Origin of the sequence: Ruegeria marisflavi (assembly GCF_025673445.1) — a bacterium.
GTDB classification, from domain to species: Bacteria; Pseudomonadota; Alphaproteobacteria; order Rhodobacterales; family Rhodobacteraceae; genus Ruegeria_B; species Ruegeria_B marisflavi.
In genome coordinates this window covers 1-16,247 of the sequence record NZ_JAOVQN010000006.1, presented here as the reverse complement: position 1 = coordinate 16,247, position 16,247 = coordinate 1, and the positions used below count along the sequence as shown (strand labels likewise).

The 16,247-nt window shown below is 65.4% G+C and carries 15 protein-coding genes; 10 read left to right on the top strand and 5 right to left on the bottom strand.

Annotated features, from left to right (window positions below):
* Positions 1-10: 10 nt before the first annotated feature.
* The 3 genes from OEZ49_RS07620 to OEZ49_RS07610 form a co-directional block, all read right to left on the bottom strand.
* Positions 11-925 carry a carbohydrate ABC transporter permease gene (locus OEZ49_RS07620; RefSeq protein WP_263387748.1) on the bottom strand — a complete coding sequence of 305 codons (915 nt, stop codon included), beginning with the start codon at positions 923-925 and terminating at the stop codon, positions 11-13.
* Positions 926-992: 67 nt separating this feature from the next.
* Complete coding sequence (locus tag OEZ49_RS07615; RefSeq protein WP_263387747.1) at positions 993-2,246, bottom strand: ABC transporter substrate-binding protein; 1,254 nt, start codon at positions 2,244-2,246, stop codon at positions 993-995.
* 10 nt (positions 2,247-2,256) lie between these two features.
* A complete protein-coding gene (locus OEZ49_RS07610) occupies positions 2,257-3,153 on the bottom strand; it encodes an N-acetylmuramic acid 6-phosphate etherase (RefSeq protein WP_263387746.1) in 897 nt (298 codons plus the stop codon).
* Between the two features lie 169 nt (positions 3,154-3,322).
* Between OEZ49_RS07610 and OEZ49_RS07605 the strand changes: the two genes are divergently transcribed.
* The 7 genes from OEZ49_RS07605 to OEZ49_RS07575 all read left to right on the top strand — a co-directional run bounded on the left by OEZ49_RS07605 (position 3,323) and on the right by OEZ49_RS07575 (position 10,099).
* On the top strand, positions 3,323-4,201 hold the full coding sequence (locus OEZ49_RS07605; RefSeq protein ID WP_263387745.1) for a BadF/BadG/BcrA/BcrD ATPase family protein: 879 nt from the start codon (positions 3,323-3,325) through the stop codon (positions 4,199-4,201).
* Positions 4,198-4,947, top strand: coding sequence for a GntR family transcriptional regulator (locus tag OEZ49_RS07600; protein ID WP_263387744.1), 750 nt, complete (start codon positions 4,198-4,200; stop codon positions 4,945-4,947). The genes OEZ49_RS07605 and OEZ49_RS07600 overlap by 4 nt, the downstream gene beginning before the upstream one ends.
* Positions 4,948-4,964: 17 nt before the next feature.
* A complete protein-coding gene (locus OEZ49_RS07595) occupies positions 4,965-5,993 on the top strand; it encodes an SIS domain-containing protein (protein ID WP_263387743.1) in 1,029 nt (342 codons plus the stop codon).
* Entirely contained in the window at positions 5,990-7,147 is a 1,158-nt protein-coding gene (gene nagA, locus OEZ49_RS07590) for an N-acetylglucosamine-6-phosphate deacetylase (protein WP_263387742.1), read from the top strand. Before OEZ49_RS07595 ends, nagA begins: the two co-directional genes overlap by 4 nt.
* 107 nt (positions 7,148-7,254) lie before the next feature.
* Positions 7,255-8,670, top strand: a complete 1,416-nt coding sequence (locus tag OEZ49_RS07585) for a YcjX family GTP-binding protein (RefSeq protein WP_263387740.1) — start codon at positions 7,255-7,257, stop codon at positions 8,668-8,670.
* Positions 8,667-9,107 (top strand): GNAT family N-acetyltransferase, encoded by a 441-nt coding sequence (locus OEZ49_RS07580; protein ID WP_263387739.1) that lies wholly within the window; start codon positions 8,667-8,669, stop codon positions 9,105-9,107. Before OEZ49_RS07585 ends, OEZ49_RS07580 begins: the two co-directional genes overlap by 4 nt.
* Positions 9,104-10,099, top strand: coding sequence for a YcjF family protein (locus OEZ49_RS07575; protein ID WP_263387738.1), 996 nt, complete (start codon positions 9,104-9,106; stop codon positions 10,097-10,099). Before OEZ49_RS07580 ends, OEZ49_RS07575 begins: the two co-directional genes overlap by 4 nt.
* A 75-nt stretch (positions 10,100-10,174) precedes the next feature.
* Here OEZ49_RS07575 and OEZ49_RS07570 read toward each other — a convergent pair whose 3' ends face one another.
* Positions 10,175-10,588: a group III truncated hemoglobin gene (locus OEZ49_RS07570; RefSeq protein WP_164128908.1), complete on the bottom strand. Its 414-nt coding sequence runs from the start codon at positions 10,586-10,588 to the stop codon at positions 10,175-10,177.
* 132 nt (positions 10,589-10,720) lie between these two features.
* Between OEZ49_RS07570 and OEZ49_RS07565 the strand changes: the two genes are divergently transcribed.
* The gene (locus OEZ49_RS07565) at positions 10,721-11,431 is read left to right on the top strand and encodes a VIT1/CCC1 transporter family protein (RefSeq protein WP_263387737.1); all 711 of its coding nucleotides are present in this window, start codon (positions 10,721-10,723) and stop codon (positions 11,429-11,431) included.
* Positions 11,432-11,465: 34 nt separating this feature from the next.
* Here the strand turns inward: OEZ49_RS07565 and OEZ49_RS07560 are convergent, their stop codons facing one another.
* Complete coding sequence (locus OEZ49_RS07560) at positions 11,466-11,975, bottom strand: hypothetical protein (RefSeq protein WP_263387736.1); 510 nt, start codon at positions 11,973-11,975, stop codon at positions 11,466-11,468.
* A gap of 296 nt (positions 11,976-12,271) precedes the next feature.
* Between OEZ49_RS07560 and ileS the strand changes: the two genes are divergently transcribed.
* Together ileS and OEZ49_RS07550 are read left to right on the top strand one after the other, a co-directional pair.
* The gene (gene ileS, locus OEZ49_RS07555; RefSeq protein WP_263387735.1) at positions 12,272-15,235 is read left to right on the top strand and encodes an isoleucine--tRNA ligase; all 2,964 of its coding nucleotides are present in this window, start codon (positions 12,272-12,274) and stop codon (positions 15,233-15,235) included.
* A gap of 1 nt (position 15,236) precedes the next feature.
* Entirely contained in the window at positions 15,237-16,199 is a 963-nt protein-coding gene (locus OEZ49_RS07550; RefSeq protein WP_263387734.1) for a P1 family peptidase, read from the top strand.
* Positions 16,200-16,247: the final 48 nt, after the last annotated feature.

Here is a 16,247-nt window from a genome sequence, read left to right as displayed (position 1 = left end):
GTCCGGGTCCTCAAAGCTGATAGCGGCGCATCCGCGTCTGGATGCCGAAGAGATAGATGCACACCCCCAAAAGAATGATCGCGAACATGGCGCCTGCGATGGCCGACCCCATATGCGGATCGCCAAGCTGAAGCTGGAAGCCAAAGAACGTGCGATACATGAAGGTGCCCAGAATATCGGTCGAGAAATCGGGGCCCGCCAGCGCCCCTTGGGCCGCATAGATCAGGTCGAAAGCGTTGAAGTTCCCCACAAATGTCAGGATCGAGATGATCCCGATCGAGGGCAGGATCAGCGGCAGCTTGATCTTCCAGAAAGCGGCCATGCCAGTGATGCCGTCGACCTCGCCCGCCTCCAGGATCTCCTCGGGGATGGTCAGAAGCGCGGCATAAATCAGCATCATCGGAATGCCCACGAACTGCCAGACCGAGATCAGCGCCAGCGTCGTCAGCGCATATTCCTCCTTGCCCAACCAGGGTGCAAAAAGCGATTTCAGCCCCACCGCGTCCAACATCGAGGGCGCGATGCCCCAGATCGGCGACAGGATCAGCTTCCAGGCAAAGCCGACGATCACAAAAGACAGGATCGTGGGAATGAAGATGGCCGAGCGGTAGAGCGCGGCAAAGCGCAGGCGCGGGTGGCTCAGGAGTGCGGCCAGAGCGATCCCGATAGGGTTCTGCACCAGCATGTGCACCAGAAAGAACCAGAAGTTGTTGCCCAACGCATTCCAGAACTGCTCGGCCCAGATCGGGTCAAAGAACAGCGTGCGGAAATTGTCGAGCCCGGCAAAGACCCGCTCCTGCTCGATCCGCGTGTAAAGCGCCAGGCGCAGCGTGTTGAACAGCGGAAAGATCATCACGGCTGTATAGATGAGGACGGCTGGCGCAAGGAACACGAGGATATGCCAGCGGATGCGGGCTTTGTTCATGGGTCAATCTCCGGCTAGGCGCCCCGGGCGGACAATTGCGCCCGGGACAAATTGCAGCGTCGGGAGGTTACTGCTGCGGTTCGTACCAGCTGGCCAGCCCGGCCTGAAGCTTCTGGCCCAGCTCTTCGGGCGTTGCCGTGCCCTTGATGGCGGCGACCGATGCGCCCCAGGTGTCGTTCTCAAGGTTCGGCGTGCCGCGCGACAGGATCTGGTATGTCGACCGGATCGTGCTCTCGCACTGGTCACGCCAGCTCACGAACTCCTTGGCAAGCGGGTCTTCCAGCGCGACCGGCGTTTTCGACAGCGGGAAGAAGCCGGGCAGGGCGTTGCCAAAGATCTCGGCGAACGCAGGGCTTGCGACCCAGGCCAGGAATGTCCGTGCCGCCTCGGGATTGCTGGAAGCGGCGTTCATGCCGATGCCGATATCCGTGTGATCCGAGATATAGCAGGTGTCACCGGCATTCTGGACCGGCGGCTTGAAGGCGCCCATCTCGAACGTCGCCTGGGTGTTGAAGCCCGAAATCTCCCAGGATCCGGCGGGATAGATTGCGGCACGGCCAAGGGTAAAGATGTTCTGGCTGTCGGGATAAGTCTGTGCCTCGTACCCGTCGCCAAGATAGGCGCCCCAGCGTGCCAGGGTGGCATAGGGCGCAACCCAGGCTTCGTCGGTCAGTTTCTGCTCGCCCTTGATCAGTGCCAGACGCCCCTCTTCGCCCTTCCAGTAGTTCGGGCCGATGTTGTTGTATCCCATGGTCGCGGCTTCCCACTGGTCGTTGGTGCCCATGGCCATCGGGATATAGCTGCCGTCTTCCTTGATCTTGTCGAGCGCGGCAAAGAACTCGGCCTCGGTGGTCGGCACTTCGATGCCGAGTTCTTCAAAGGCGTCCTTGTTGTAGATGAACCCGTGGATCACGGACGCCATCGGCACGCAGAACGTGGCCGAGCCATCATCGGTCTGCCAGGCGGACTTGGCCACGTCCGAGAAGTTCGACATGGCGTCCAGATCGCTGAGATCCGACAGATGCCCGGCCTGATACAGCGCCAGCGAGGCGTCGAACGGACGGCAGGTGATCAGATCGCCCGCCGATCCGGCATCGAGTTTCGAGTTCAGCACGGCATTGTATTCCGCCGGTGCCGACGGCGTGAACTTCACCTTGATGCCGGGGTGCTCGGCCTCAAAGGCGGGAATGATCTTGTCCTGCCACAAGGTCAGGTCATCGTTGCGCCAGCTTTCGATGATCAGCGTGGCGTCCTGCGCATGGGCCATTCCCGCCACGAGCGTCGTGGACAAGAGGGCCAGTTTCAGTGTGCTGCGGTTCATGTCTTCCTCCCTATGAGTCTTTGTGTTCGAGCCGCGCCAGGGCGGCGCGAAGGTTTCCTTCGGTTTCGCGAAGAATGGCTTGGGCGGTCTCGGGCGTTTGCCCTTTCGAGACCAGAACGGCGGATTTCACATGGCCGTGCGTCGCGTCCAGCGCAGTGCTGGCGGCCGCTTCGTCGACACCGGCGATGCGGGACACCATGCCAGCGGCGCGCAGGCGCAGCTTGGCATTGTCCGCCCGCAGGTTGACCATCATGCCGTCATGCACATGACCCAACTGGATCGCCATGAGGGTGGACAGCATGTTGAGTGCGATCTTTTGCGCCGTGCCCGCGCCCATCCGGGTGGACCCGGACAGGACCTCGGGCGGGGTGGCCAGAAGAATGGGGTGATCAGCCAGGTCGAGAAGGGCCGAACCGGCGTTATTGGCAATACCGACGATCGTCGCCCCAGCCGCTCGCGACAGCCGCGCCGCTTCAAGCGTGTAGGGCGTCGTGCCGCTGGCCGAGACGGCAATCACCGTGTCTCGCGCTGAAAGTGCCGAAAACCTCTCGTCAAGGCCGGACAGATCGTCCTCGGTTTCGCCGGGCATCTCGACGCTGGATGGCAATCCGCCCGCCATATGAATGCGAAGCTGGGTGTTCAGGATCGAAAACGTCCCGCCAAGCTCCAGCGCATCGGCAGCAGCCATCAGGCCGGATGATCCGGCAGCGACATAGTGGATGACGCCACCCGCACGGATCGTTTTTGCCAGGGTGCCCGCTGCCGCTGTGATCGCAGGAGCGGCGGTGCGCAGAACGGCCGCCGCGGCGATCTGGCCCTCTGCCAGGATCGCCGCCGCATCGGCCAGAGGAAGGGTGTCGAGCCCCTTTGCCTGGTCATGCAGCCCTTCTGTGTCCAATGCGGTCATGTGATTCACCCCAGATATTCCCGATAAAATACCATTATAATACCTTTTGTCCAGAAATTAATAATCGGAGGGTTTTGGTGTTATAAATATTGCGGAAACGCTCGATAGGCAGTATTTTGGTACCTGAACGGCCTTTCAAATGGCCAATAGGTATTATAAAGGTATCTACATGACGGAATCGCTGCATACCAGGGTCATAGCCATCGACGGTGGCGGCACGCGCTGCCGCCTCGCGCTTTGGACTGGCCGCGATGTGGTCTCGGTCGAAACCGGCTCTGCCAATGTATCCACCGATTTCGACGGTGGCGTGCGCCAGATCATCGAAGGGGTCGGTACCCTGGCCGCGAAAGTGGGCGAGAGCGTCGACGCGTTCTCGACCCTGCCTGCCTTTGTTGGTCTTGCGGGCGTAACGGGGCCCGAGATCGCGGACCGTTTGCGCCAGGCGCTGCCCTTCGCGCATCTGCGGATCGAAGATGACCGCCCTGCCGCGCTGCGCGGTGCGCTGGGCGACCGTGACGGGGTCATCGCGCATTGCGGCACTGGGTCCTTCTTTGGGTCGCGCATCGCGGGCGCGATGCGGTTCTCCGGCGGCTGGGGGCCGGTGCTGGGGGATGAGGCGTCGGCGCAATGGATCGGGCGGGCGGCGTTGAAAGTCACGCTCAGGGCGGTCGACGGGCGGCTGAAGCCGTCCGGGCTGTCACAGATGCTGCTGGACAGGTTTGGCGGCGCGGCAGGGATTGTGCGGTTCGGCGGTACGGCGCGCCCGTCGGAATTTGGGGCACTTGCCCCCCATGTCACCGAGCATGCGGCGGCGGGCGACGCGCTGGGCTGCCGTATCATGGGGGATGCAGCCTCCGATATCGCACAGAGCCTGCCCGCCATTGGCTGGGTTCCCGGCATGACGATCTGTCTGACCGGTGGCATCGGCCCGCATTTCGAACCCTATCTGCCCGCCGCGATGCAGGCTGACGTCTCTGCTTCGGTAGGCGAACCGCTGGCCGGTGCTCTATCGCTTGCCAAGGATTTTGCCATGGAGGCCGCCCGATGAGCGTGATCGAGTTTCTGCGACCTGAGGGATGGCTGGGTGAGACCGGCGGCCCACGCTATGTGCAACTGCGCCAGCGGCTTGAGACCGGCATCGAAAGTGGTGTTCTGCCGCCCAACTCCTCGCTGCCGCCCGAACGCGAGATCGCCGAGATTACCGAGCTTTCAAGGGTCACCGTCAGAAAGGCGATCCAGGAGTTGGTACGCGAAGGGCTGATCGAGCAACGCCAGGGGTCCGGCTCCTTTGTCCGCGAACCGATGAGCCGGATGGAGCAATCCCTGTCGCATCTGACCTCCTTCACCGAGGATATGGCACAGCGCGGCATGGAGACGACATCGCGCTGGCTGGAACGCGGCGTCTTTCTGGCAACCCGTGGCGAGATCGACGCGCTCGATCTTGACGCCGGGGCCGAAGTCGCCCGGATCTACCGCCTGCGCGAGGCGGGCGGGCGCCCGATGGCGCTTGAACGCGCCTCTTTGCCGCTCGACATTCTGCCCAACCCGCTGGAAGTGACCACCTCGCTTTACGAAGTTCTCGAACGGCGTGGACAGCGTCCGGTCCGGGCGCTCCAGAAGATCTCTGCCATCAACCTCGAACCGCGCGAAGCCGACCTGTTGAACGTGCCCGAAGGCGCGGCGGGGCTTTCCATCGAACGCACCTCATATCTGGTCAGCGGGAGGGTCGCAGAACTCACCCGCTCGCTCTATCGCGGCGATGCCTACGATTTTGTGGCCGAACTGCGCCTCTGACTGAAAGGCTGAACGACATGTCATCCGAACCGACCTTGATGCGCCAGGAAGTGCGCGAAATTCCATCGGCCGTCGAACGGCTGCTGAGCCAGGGCGGCGATGCGATCCGCACCGCGGCGGCGGCGGCACGCGATGCCGACCCGCGTTTTTTCATCTCGGTCGCCCGCGGTTCTTCCGATCACGCCGCCTCCTACCTCAAATATACCAGCGAGCTTGTGTTGCGCCGCCCGATGGCCTCGGTCGGCCCGTCGGTAAACTCGATCTACGGTGTCCAGTTGGATGCGCGTGGCGCTGTGGGCATTTCCGTCTCGCAATCGGGCCAGAGCCCGGACATCGTGCGCCTGACCGAGGCGCTGCGCACCAATGGCGCGCTGACCGTCGCCATCACCAATGACGCGGGTTCGCGCCTGGCCGGGGTGGCCGATGCCACGCTGCCGATACATGCCGGGCCCGAGTTGAGCGTTGCGGCCACCAAGACCTTTGTCACCTCGTTGGTGGCGGGGCTATGGTTCCTGGCCGAGATGCAGCAGGATGCCGATCTCGTCGCCGCCATTCACGCGCTGCCCGGACAACTGGATCAGGCCACACGCTGCGACTGGTCGGCGGCGGCGGCTGCCTTGGACGGGCGCTCGCTCTTCACCATCGGCCGCGGCCCGTCCTGGGCGATCTCCAACGAAGCGGCGCTCAAGTTCAAGGAAACCTGCCTTATCCATGCCGAAAGCTACTCTTCGGCCGAAGTGCTCCATGGCCCGGTCTCGATCGTCGACAGCAACTTTCCCGTGATCGCCTTTGCCGCCCGGGACAAGGCAGAGCCAAGCGTTGCCGAAACCGCTGATGCGCTGGCGGCCAAGGGCGCCAGGGTCTTCGCGGTGACTGACAAGGTATCCCGCGCGACAACGCTGCCCCACGTGCGGACAGGTCACTGGCTCTGCGACCCGATTCCGGCCATCGTGTCCTTTTATGCAATGGTTGAAACAGTGGCCCTGGCGCGCGGGATCAACCCCGACAAGCCCCGCCATCTCAACAAGGTGACCGAAACGGTATGAGCAGTGCTGCCATCACATTCAGGAACGGCCGGATCTTTGACGGGACGCAGCTTCTCGATGGGCAGGTTGCCCGTTTCGAGGATGGGCAAATCGCCTTTCTCGGACCCCAGGCCGAGGCCCCCCGCGCCGGTGAGAACATAGACCTTGGCGGCGACATCCTGTTTCCCGGCTATGTGGATCTTCAGGTCAACGGTGGCGACGGCATCCTGTTCAACGCGGATCCCTCCGTGTCCACGCTCCGCCGCATGGCCGGGGCGCATCGTAGCCTGGGCGTCACTGCGCTGCTGCCGACGCTCATCACCGATACGGTCGAGATCACCCGCGCCGCCATCGCCGCCACCCGCGCGGCCATTGCCGAACGCGTGCCGGGAATCGTCGGCCTGCACCTCGAAGGCCCGCATCTGTCGGTCGCACGCAAGGGGGCACACGATGCCGCCCTGATACGGCCGATGGAGGCGGGCGACATGCAGATGTTGCTTGAGGCCGCGCAGGCGCTTCCCGTCCTGAAGATCACCGTTGCGCCCGAGAGCATCACCGAGGAGCAGGTGACCACCCTCGCTAAGGCCGGTGTTCTGGTATCTTTGGGCCACAGCGACGCAGGTTTCGAGACCTGTCAGCGGTATTTCGCGGCGGGCGCGCGCTGCGTCACGCATATCTTCAATGCGATGAGCCAGTTGGGCAACCGCGAACCGGGCCTGGTCGGCGCCGCCCTGGCCAACGGCGCCGTGTCGGCGGGTCTCATCGCCGACGCGGTGCATGTCCATCCCGCGACGATACACTCGGCCTGGCAGGCAAAAACAGGGCCGGGCCGAATTTTCCTTGTCAGCGACGCTATGGCCGTCGCTGGCTCCGACGCCGTCGAGTTCGAACTGGGTGGCCGCCTGATCCGGCGCCGGAACGGGATCCTGACGCTCGAAGATGGGACCCTTGCAGGGGCGGACCTGGACCTCACGACAGCGGTCCGGACGATGGTTGAAAGCGTCGGCATCCCAATCGCGGACGCGCTTCGGGCGGCTACACGCACCCCCGCCGACATGATCGGCCTTGGCTATGGGTTCGGGCCGCTATCAGGCACCGTCAGGATAGCAAAAGATTTCTCAGCTACGGTTCCAACCGAACTTGCACCAGAAACCGGCAGCAAAGGCAGGAGCTGAGAGACCTTGGCCAGCAACAGGACATAATTACCAGGCTGAGGTATACAGTTGCTGGCAACCCGTCGTTCTGATCCCTATCTTGGCGCGGAAACAGGCAGGGGCAGAGTTTGGTCATTTCTTCCATCGCAGATCGTCTGGTGCGCGGCGTCGAGACGGTTTCGGATTCGGTCAGCGAGGCGCTGTTCGAACCGGTGATCCGTTTGGGCGTCACCGGGCTGGCGCGCTCGGGCAAGACCGTGTTCATCACCTCGCTGGTGGCCAACCTGCTCGACCGGGGCCGGATGCCCGGCCTTGTCGCCGCGCAAGAGGGCCGGATCGAGGCGGCTTTCCTGCAACCCCAGCCCGACGACACCGTGCCGCGTTTCGATTACGAAGCGCATCTGGCGGCGCTCACCGGCCCCGCGCCGCACTGGCCCGACAGTACCCGCGCGGTCAGCGAACTGCGCCTGTCGCTGCGGGTGCGCCCAGCTGGGCTGCTGGCGGGCTTGCAGGGACCGCGCACCGTTCATCTCGACATCGTCGACTATCCGGGCGAATGGCTGCTCGACCTCGGCCTGATGGACAAAAGCTATGCCGATTGGGCGGCCGAGACGCTGGCGCGCCTGCGCACCCGGCCCGAGGCGGCAGAGTATCTGGCCGCGCTCTCGGGCATCGACCCAGATGCCCGCCATGACGAGCCGCAGGCGCAGGCACTGGCGCGCGGCTTTACCGCCTATCTCGAAACGGCCCGCGCGGCGGGTTATTCCGATTGCACCCCCGGCCGGTTCCTCTTGCCGGGCGATCTGGCGGGCTCGCCGGTCCTGACCTTTGCGCCGCTGGCGGTTTCGGGCGCGTCGCGCCGGGGCTCACTCCTGCGCGAGATGGAACGCCGCTTCGAGGCTTACAAGTCACAGGTGGTGCGGCCCTTCTTTCGCGACCATTTTGCCCGTATCGACCGGCAGGTGGTTCTGGTCGACGCGCTGGGCGCGATCCACAAGGGGCCGTCGGCGGTCGAGGACATGCGCCGCGCCATGGCCGACATCCTGGGTGCCTTCCGCCCCGGCCGCAATGCCTGGCTGAACCGGCTGCTGCTGGGCCGCCGGATCGACCGCATCCTGTTTGCCGCCACCAAGGCCGACCACCTGCACCACCAGCAACACCCGGCATTGACCGCGATCATCGAGGCGCTGACCCGAGACGCCCGCGACCGCGCGCAATTCGCGGGCGCACGAACCGAGGCGCTGGCGCTGGCCGCGCTGCGTGTCACCACCGAGGAGATACGCACACATCAGGGGCGCGAATTGCCCTGCGTGCGCGGCACCCTGCTGGAGGGCGGGCGGCAGGCCGCCTTCTATCCCGGCGCCTTGCCGCAGGATCCGGGCCAGCTCCTTGGCGCGGCCCGCAGCGGCGCCACCGAATGGCTGAACGACGGGTTCCAGGCGATGACTTTCGCGCCCGCCCCGATGCAGTTGCGACCCGGCGACGGCCCGCCGCATATCCGGCTTGACCGCGCCGCCCAGTTCCTGATCGGAGACCGCCTGTGACCGCCCTGCTGCGCCCCGCGCTGCCAGACGACGCCACGGCTACGGGCGAAATCCTTTATGCCTTTGCCCGCGACACCGACTGGATGCCCCTGCTGCACTGCCGGGACGAGACCGTGATGTTCTGTGGCGTGATGATCGCGCGTGGCTGGGTAACGGTGGCGGTTCTGCACGGCCGGGTCGCGGGCTTCATCGCCCGCGATGGCGGCGAGATCTGCTCGCTCTACCTGGCACGCAAGGCGCAAGGGCGCGGCCTTGGCGCGCGCCTGCTGCAACAGGCGCAGCACAGCGCCGAGCAGCTGGAGCTCTGGACCTTTCAGGCCAATGTAGGCGCCCGGCGTTTTTACGAGCGGCACGGGTTCCGCGAAACCCAACGCACCGATGGCAGCCGTAACGACGAGCGTCTGCCCGACATCCGCTATGAATGGAGCCGCACATGACCCAAGGCCCGGTGCTGATCGACCTCGGCGACGAGACCACGCCGCCGCCGCCCGTGACCGAGGCGCCGATGGTCCCCGATCTCGACCGTCCGCAAGGGACCGCGATGCAAACCGCCGCGCGCATCGCGGCGCGGCCGCCCTCGCGGCTGGCGCGCTGGTTCTGGGGGCTGGCGCTGTCGCTTCTGGGCGCGGCGATCTCGCTGGCGGCCTGGGCCTGGGTCACCGACCTGATCGCGCGCGTGCCGGTGCTGGGCTGGGCCATGGCGGCTTTGCTGGCGGGCTTCGTGCTGGTCTGCGCCCTGATCGCGCTGCGCGAACTGGCGGCGATTGCCCGGCTCGGCCGGGTCGACGGGCTGCGCCGCGCCGCCGATGCGGCGCTGGCCGAGGCGGACCTGGGGCAGGCGCGGGCGGTCTGCGCCCGGCTCGACGCCTTCTATCGCGGGCGCGAGGATACCGCTTGGGGCCGCGCGCGCCTGACCGAACGCGCCGGTGAACAGTTCGACGCCGCGACGCTGCTGGCACTGGCCGAAGAGACGCTGCTGGCGCCGCTCGACGCCGAGGCGCAGCGCGAGGTCGAGGCGGCGGCGCGCCGGGTCGCCACGGTAACGGCGCTGGTGCCGATGGCGCTGGCCGATGTGGCCACCGCGCTGGCCTCGTCGCTCCGGATGATCCGTCGGGTGGCCGAGATCTATGGCGGCCGCGCCGGGGTGCTGGGCAGCTGGCGCCTGACCCGGGCGGTGCTGACGCATCTGGTGGCAACGGGGGCCGTCGCCGTTGGCGACGACCTCTTGGAACCGGTGCTGGGCGGTTCGGTGCTCAGCAAGCTGTCGCGCCGGTTCGGCGAGGGGCTGGTCAACGGCGCGCTGACCGCGCGCGTGGGCGTCGCCGCGATGGAGGTCTGCCGTCCGCTGCCGTTTTCCGGTGGCCGCAGGCCCTCGGTCCGCAAGGTCGTGCGCCGGGCGCTGACCGGACTGGTCGGCAAATCTGGCTGACCGGGTAGGGGGCGCTGCCCCCGTCGCCGCAGGCGGCGACTCCCCCGGAGTATTTCAAACCAGAAAGAAGCGGGATCAGAAGAGCGAGGGCACTTCGTCCGGTCGCTGCCGCATCGAGACGATACCGGTGCGGAAGCCTTCGCCGATCCGGTCGGCCAGCGCGGACCATTGCGCGGCGATGTCCTCGGGCAGTTCCTCGCGCAGAACCTCGCGGAACAGGCCCAGCCAGACCGCGAAATGCTCGGGTTTGATCTCGGGTCGGGTTACATGCACCCGCATCGGGTTGCCGTCATAGCTGCGCTCGCGCAGGATGGCGTTGCGCCAGAACCCGGCGATCTTCGCCTCGTGCTCGGGCCAGTCGGTCACATGGGCGGCAAACACCGGCCCCAGCACCGGATGGGTGCGGACGCGGGCATAGAACCGGGTCACCACCCGGTCTATCTGGGCGGCGGTGATGGCGAACCGGGCAAGCGGGTTGGGCAGGGACATGAGCCTAATTCCTGAGTTTACCACTCGGATATAAGCGATTGCTGTGCCGGAGCAAAGCCGGTTTGACCTGACGCAAGGTCACGGGGTCCAATTGCGGTACAGAGTGTTCAGAACCAGCCAAGGGAACGCGTCATGCCGGAACACAGCCATTCACCCGATGCCATTGCCGCCCGTATCGGCGCGCCGCCGGGGCGCGGGGTGCTGCGCGACGTGGTTTATGGCGGCATCGACGGCTCGGTGACGACATTCGCCATCGTGGCGGGCGTGGCGGGCGCGGGCCTGTCGCCCTTCATCATCGTGGCGCTGGGGCTGGCCAATGTGCTGGCCGACGGGTTTTCCATGGCGGCGGGCAATTATTCGGGCACAAAGGCCGAGCTGGACAACATCCGCCGCCTGCGCGTCGTCGAAGAGCGCCATATCGCCCGTTACCCCGAGGGCGAGCGGCTGGAGGTGCGCGAGATCCTGGCGCAAAAGGGCCTGTCGGGCGATGTGCTGGACCAGGCCACCGACGCCATCACCGCCAATCGGGAAAACTGGGTCGCGCTGATGATCGAGGGCGAATACGGCCTGGGCAGCATCGACCCCCACCCGATGCGCGCGGCGCTGGCGACATTCGCGGCCTTCCTTGTGGCGGGCATGATCCCGCTCCTGCCTTTTCTGTTCGGCATGGCCGAGGCCTTCACCGTCTCGGCCTGGATGACCGGTGCGGTGTTCTTTGCCATCGGCACGATGAAAAGCTTCTGGTCGCTGGCGCCCTGGTGGCGGTCCGGGCTCGAGACGCTGGTCATCGGTGGCGCGGCGGCGCTCATCGCCTATGGGGTCGGGCTCTTGTTCCACGCCTGAGGCGGGTGTCGGCCTGTCTATTGCAGCTCGATTTTCAGCGGATACCCATATACATCCTGCGACTTGTCCCGCTGGCTTGCCTGGCTGGCGGTGACGGCGGCGCCAACCAGACCGTACCCCACAAGGATATGAGCGCCGCCGCCGCTGTCGAATAGGCCTGCTGCGTCAGGTTCACCGGCTTGACAGTCTCGTCAAACGCGAACTGGTCAGAGACGCAGCGCACCCGCATCGGCGGCGTTCCTGCCCCGTAAGAGGGCAGGTTGACCTGTCCCGGGATCTTTACAACGGCGGTGAAATGGCTGCTGCTCAACTCGCAGGTCTTGGGATGAAAGGCCGGGGGCACGGCAGAGTAGGAGCGGCTGTCGGGAAAGGTGATCCGCACCGGGGTGATCTTGTCCGGCGCGGGCGAGGCACCGGCGGCGGTCAGTTGAACCGTATCGGACAAGGTCAGCGCCTTGTGCCCGCCGGTCGGGGTGGGCTCGGTACAGGCGGCAAGCGCCAGCAGGAGTGTCAGGGGAGCGATCGAAAACGGGGGTTTGAGCATTCTTGTGTCTTTGTGCGCGCTTGTGTCGTGGCTTCCAGCCGCCGGTCTGACCGCAAGCGTCAGAAATGCAAACCTTTGTTGCCCTGCGCCGACAAAGATATCCTGCTGTGTCATATCGGCGCTTTCACCCCGCCCGCGAATTGCCTATAAGGCGCCCATGACCCACCGTGCGGCCATCATTATTCGAATTAGCTCCCCGGCGCTCTGACCAGATCGAGACGCCGGGCAAAGGTGCTTGAGCCATCGCACCGAACCGAATATCCCCCAACCGACATGTTTGCCAGAGGACGCCCGAGATGTGCGCCGACACGACCGCTGAAACGCCTGAATACAAAGATACGCTGAACCTGCCGAAAACCGATTTCCCGATGCGCGCCGGATTGCCCGCGCGCGAGCCGCAGTGGCTGGAGCGCTGGGAGCGGATCGGCGTCTATGACCGCCTGCGCGAGAAAACGGGCCGCGCGCCGTTCACCCTGCATGACGGCCCTCCCTATGCCAACGGCCACCTGCATATCGGCCACGCGCTGAACAAGACCATCAAGGACATGATCGTGCGCAGCCACCAGATGATGGGCTTTGACGCGCGCTATGTGCCCGGCTGGGACTGTCACGGCCTGCCCATCGAATGGAAGATCGAGGAACAGTACCGCAAGAAGGGCAAGAGCAAGGACGATGTCAACGTTGTCGAGTTCCGCCAGGAATGCCGCCGCTTTGCCGAGGGCTGGATCGACATCCAGCGCGAAGAGTTCAAGCGCCTGGGCATCACCGGCAACTGGGCCGATCCCTATGTCACCATGGACTATCACGCCGAGGCGGTGATCGCCGACGAGTTCATGAAGTTCCTGATGAACGGCACGCTCTATCAGGGCTCGAAGCCGGTGATGTGGTCGCCCATCGAACAGACGGCGCTGGCCGAGGCCGAGGTCGAGTATCACGACAAGGAAAGCTTCACCATCTGGGTGAAGTTTAAGGTGTTGGGAAATAGGCTCTTTGATGCTGCGGCACAAGATGAACCTCCTTACTTTAATATGGATCTTCAAAACGCCTATGTGGTGATCTGGACCACCACGCCCTGGACCATCCCGTCGAACAAGGCGGTGGTCTATGGCAAGGACATCGCCTATGGCCTCTATGAGGTCACCGGTACGCCCGAGGAATGCTGGGCGTCGGTGGGCGACAAGTACGTCCTTGCCGACAAACTAGCCGATGACGTGATGCGCCGTGCTCGCTTGGAGAACAACCAGTACCGGCGTGTTAGAGATGTGACAGCTGAAGAGTTGAGCCATATTGCGTTGGCTCATCCGCTCCGTGATTCCGAAGGCTCGGGTGGCGAATGGGACGATATCCGCGATTTCCGCGCCGCCGAGTTCGTGACCGATACCGAGGGCACCGGCTTTGTCCATTGCGCGCCCTCCCACGGGATGGAGGAATTCGAGCTTTATCGTGATCTGGGCATGCTGGAGCAGGTCATCACCTATAACGTGATTGACGATGGCTCGTTCCGGGCCGACCTGCCGTTTTTCGGCGGCAAGTACATCCTGTCCCGCAAGGGCGGCGAGGGCGATGCCAACAAGACGGTGATCGACAAGCTGGTCGAGGTCGGCGGGCTGCTCGCGCGTGGCAAGATCAAGCATTCCTACCCGCATAGCTGGCGGTCCAAGGCGCCGATCATCTATCGCAACACGCCGCAATGGTTCGCCAGCGTCGACCGGCCCGTGAATGACGGGCAGGATACCTATGGCAAGACCATCCGCGAACGCGCGCTCACCTCGATCGACCAGCTGGTGAAGTTCACGCCGCAAACCGGGCGCAACCGGCTCTATTCGATGATCGAGGCGCGGCCCGACTGGGTGCTGTCGCGCCAGCGCGCCTGGGGCGTGCCGCTCACGTGTTTCACCCGCAAGGGCGCGCTGCCGACCGATGCGGACTTCCTGCTGCGTGATCCGGCGGTCAACGCCCGCATCTTTGCCGCGTTCGAGGCCGAGGGCGCCGATTGCTGGTATGCCGAGGGCGCCAAGGAGCGTTTCTTGGGCAACGATTACAACGCCGACGAATGGGATCAGGTGTTCGACGTGCTCGACGTCTGGTTCGACTCTGGCTCGACCCATGCCTTTGTGTTGCGCGACCGCGCTGACGGCACCGAGGACGGCATCGCCGATGTCTATATGGAGGGCACCGACCAGCATCGCGGCTGGTTCCATTCCTCGCTGTTGCAAGCCTGCGGCACGCTGGGCCGCGCGCCTTACCGCAACGTGGTCACGCATGGCTTCACCCTCGACGAGAAGGGCATGAAAATGTCCAAGTCGCTGGGCAACACCATCGTGCCCGACGAGGTGGTCAAGCAATACGGCGCCGATATCCTGCGGCTCTGGGTGGCGCAGACCGATTATACCGCCGACCAGCGCATCGGGCCCGAGATCCTGAAAGGCGTGGCCGACAGCTATCGCCGTCTGCGCAATACCATGCGTTTCATGCTGGGCTCGCTCTCGGATTTCACCGAGGCCGACCGGGTCACGGATCCGGCCGAAATGCCGCCGCTGGAACGCTGGGTGCTGAGCCGCATGGCCGAACTCGACGAGCAGGTGCGCAAGGGCTATGCCGTTTTCGACTTCCAGGGCGTCTATAGCGCGGTGTTCAACTTCGCCACCGTGGACCTTTCGGCCTTCTACTTCGATATCCGCAAGGACGTGCTCTATTGCGACGGCGACACGACGCGCCGCCGGGCGGCGCGCACCGTGCTCGACCTGCTGTTCCACCGCCTGACCACCTGGCTGGCGCCGGTGCTGGTGTTCACCATGGAAGAGGTCTGGCTGGAGCGTTATCCGGGCGAGGACAGCTCGGTCCACCTGGTCGATTTCCCCGACACACCCGCCAACTGGCGCGACGCCGAGCTGGAGGCGCGCGTTGCCCGCATCCGCCGCGTGCGCCGGGTGGTGACCTCGGCGTTGGAAATCCAGCGCCGTGACAAGGTCATCGGCTCCAGCCTTGAGGCGGCCCCGGTGGTGCATGTCGAGGACGCGGGCCTGCGCGAGTTGCTCGCCGGTCTCGACATGGACGATCTCTGCATCACCTCGGGCCTGACGGTGACCGGTGATCCGGCGCCTGCCGAGGCCTTCCGCCTGCCCGAGGTCGAAGGCGTCGGCGTGGTGTTCGAAACCGCCGAGGGCGAGAAATGCCAGCGCTGCTGGAAGATCCTGCCCGATGTTGGCCGCCACACCCATGCGGGCGTCTGTGGCCGCTGCGACGCGGCGCTGGGCTGAGATGCCCCGCGCCCGTGATCTGGGCCTGTCGATCGGGCGGTTCCCGCCCGGTCCGCTAAACGCGATCACCGATGTGGGGCAGGTGGCCGTGGGCCACGTGACCCTGATCGAGGGCGACCGCACCCGCACCGGCGCCACCGCGATCCTGCCGCATCCGGGCAATGTCTTTGCCGACCGGCCTCGCGCGGGCCTGTCGGTGCTGAACGGGTTCGGCAAGTTCGCGGGCGCCACCCAGGTGCAGGAACTGGGCGAGATCGAAACGCCGATCCTGCTCACCAATACGCTGGCGGTTGGTCGCGGGGTCGAGGCGCTGGTGCGGCACACGCTGGCGCAGCCGGGCAACGCACATGTCACCTCGATCAACGCGGTGGTGGGCGAGACCAATGACGGGCGTCTCAATGACATCCGCGCGGCCCGGCCCACGGTGGAGGAGATGCGGGCGGCGCTTGCAAACGCCCGCCCCGGCCCGGTGACCGAGGGCGCGGTGGGGGCGGGCACCGGCACCATCTCCTTTGGCCTGAAAGGCGGGATCGGCACCGCCTCGCGGCGGGTCGGTGAACATATGCAGGGCGTGCTGGTGCAGGCCAATTTCGGCGGTACCCTGCGGGTGGACGGGCGGCCCGTCGCGGGTGTGCCCGAGGCGGATGCCGACGGCTCCATCGTGCTGGTGATCGCAACCGACGCGCCGCTCTCGTCCCGCAACCTGACCCGGCTTGCCAGCCGCAGCTTTGCCGGGCTGGCGCGCATCGGCTCGGCGCTGTCGAACGGATCGGGCGATTATGCGCTGGTCTTTTCGGTGGGGCCCGGCGCGCCGCTGGGAAATGACGCCTGCTCGCCCCTGTTCGAAGCGGTAATCGAGGCGGCGGAGGAAGCCATCCTGAACGCGCTGCTGATGGCGGGGGACATGGACGGATACGATGCGCGCCACGACCGGCCCAACCGGGTGGCGGGGCTGAAGCTTTGATCCCGGGTTTCGGCGCCGGGCGGCGGGGAGCCGCCCGGGGGCGCGGCC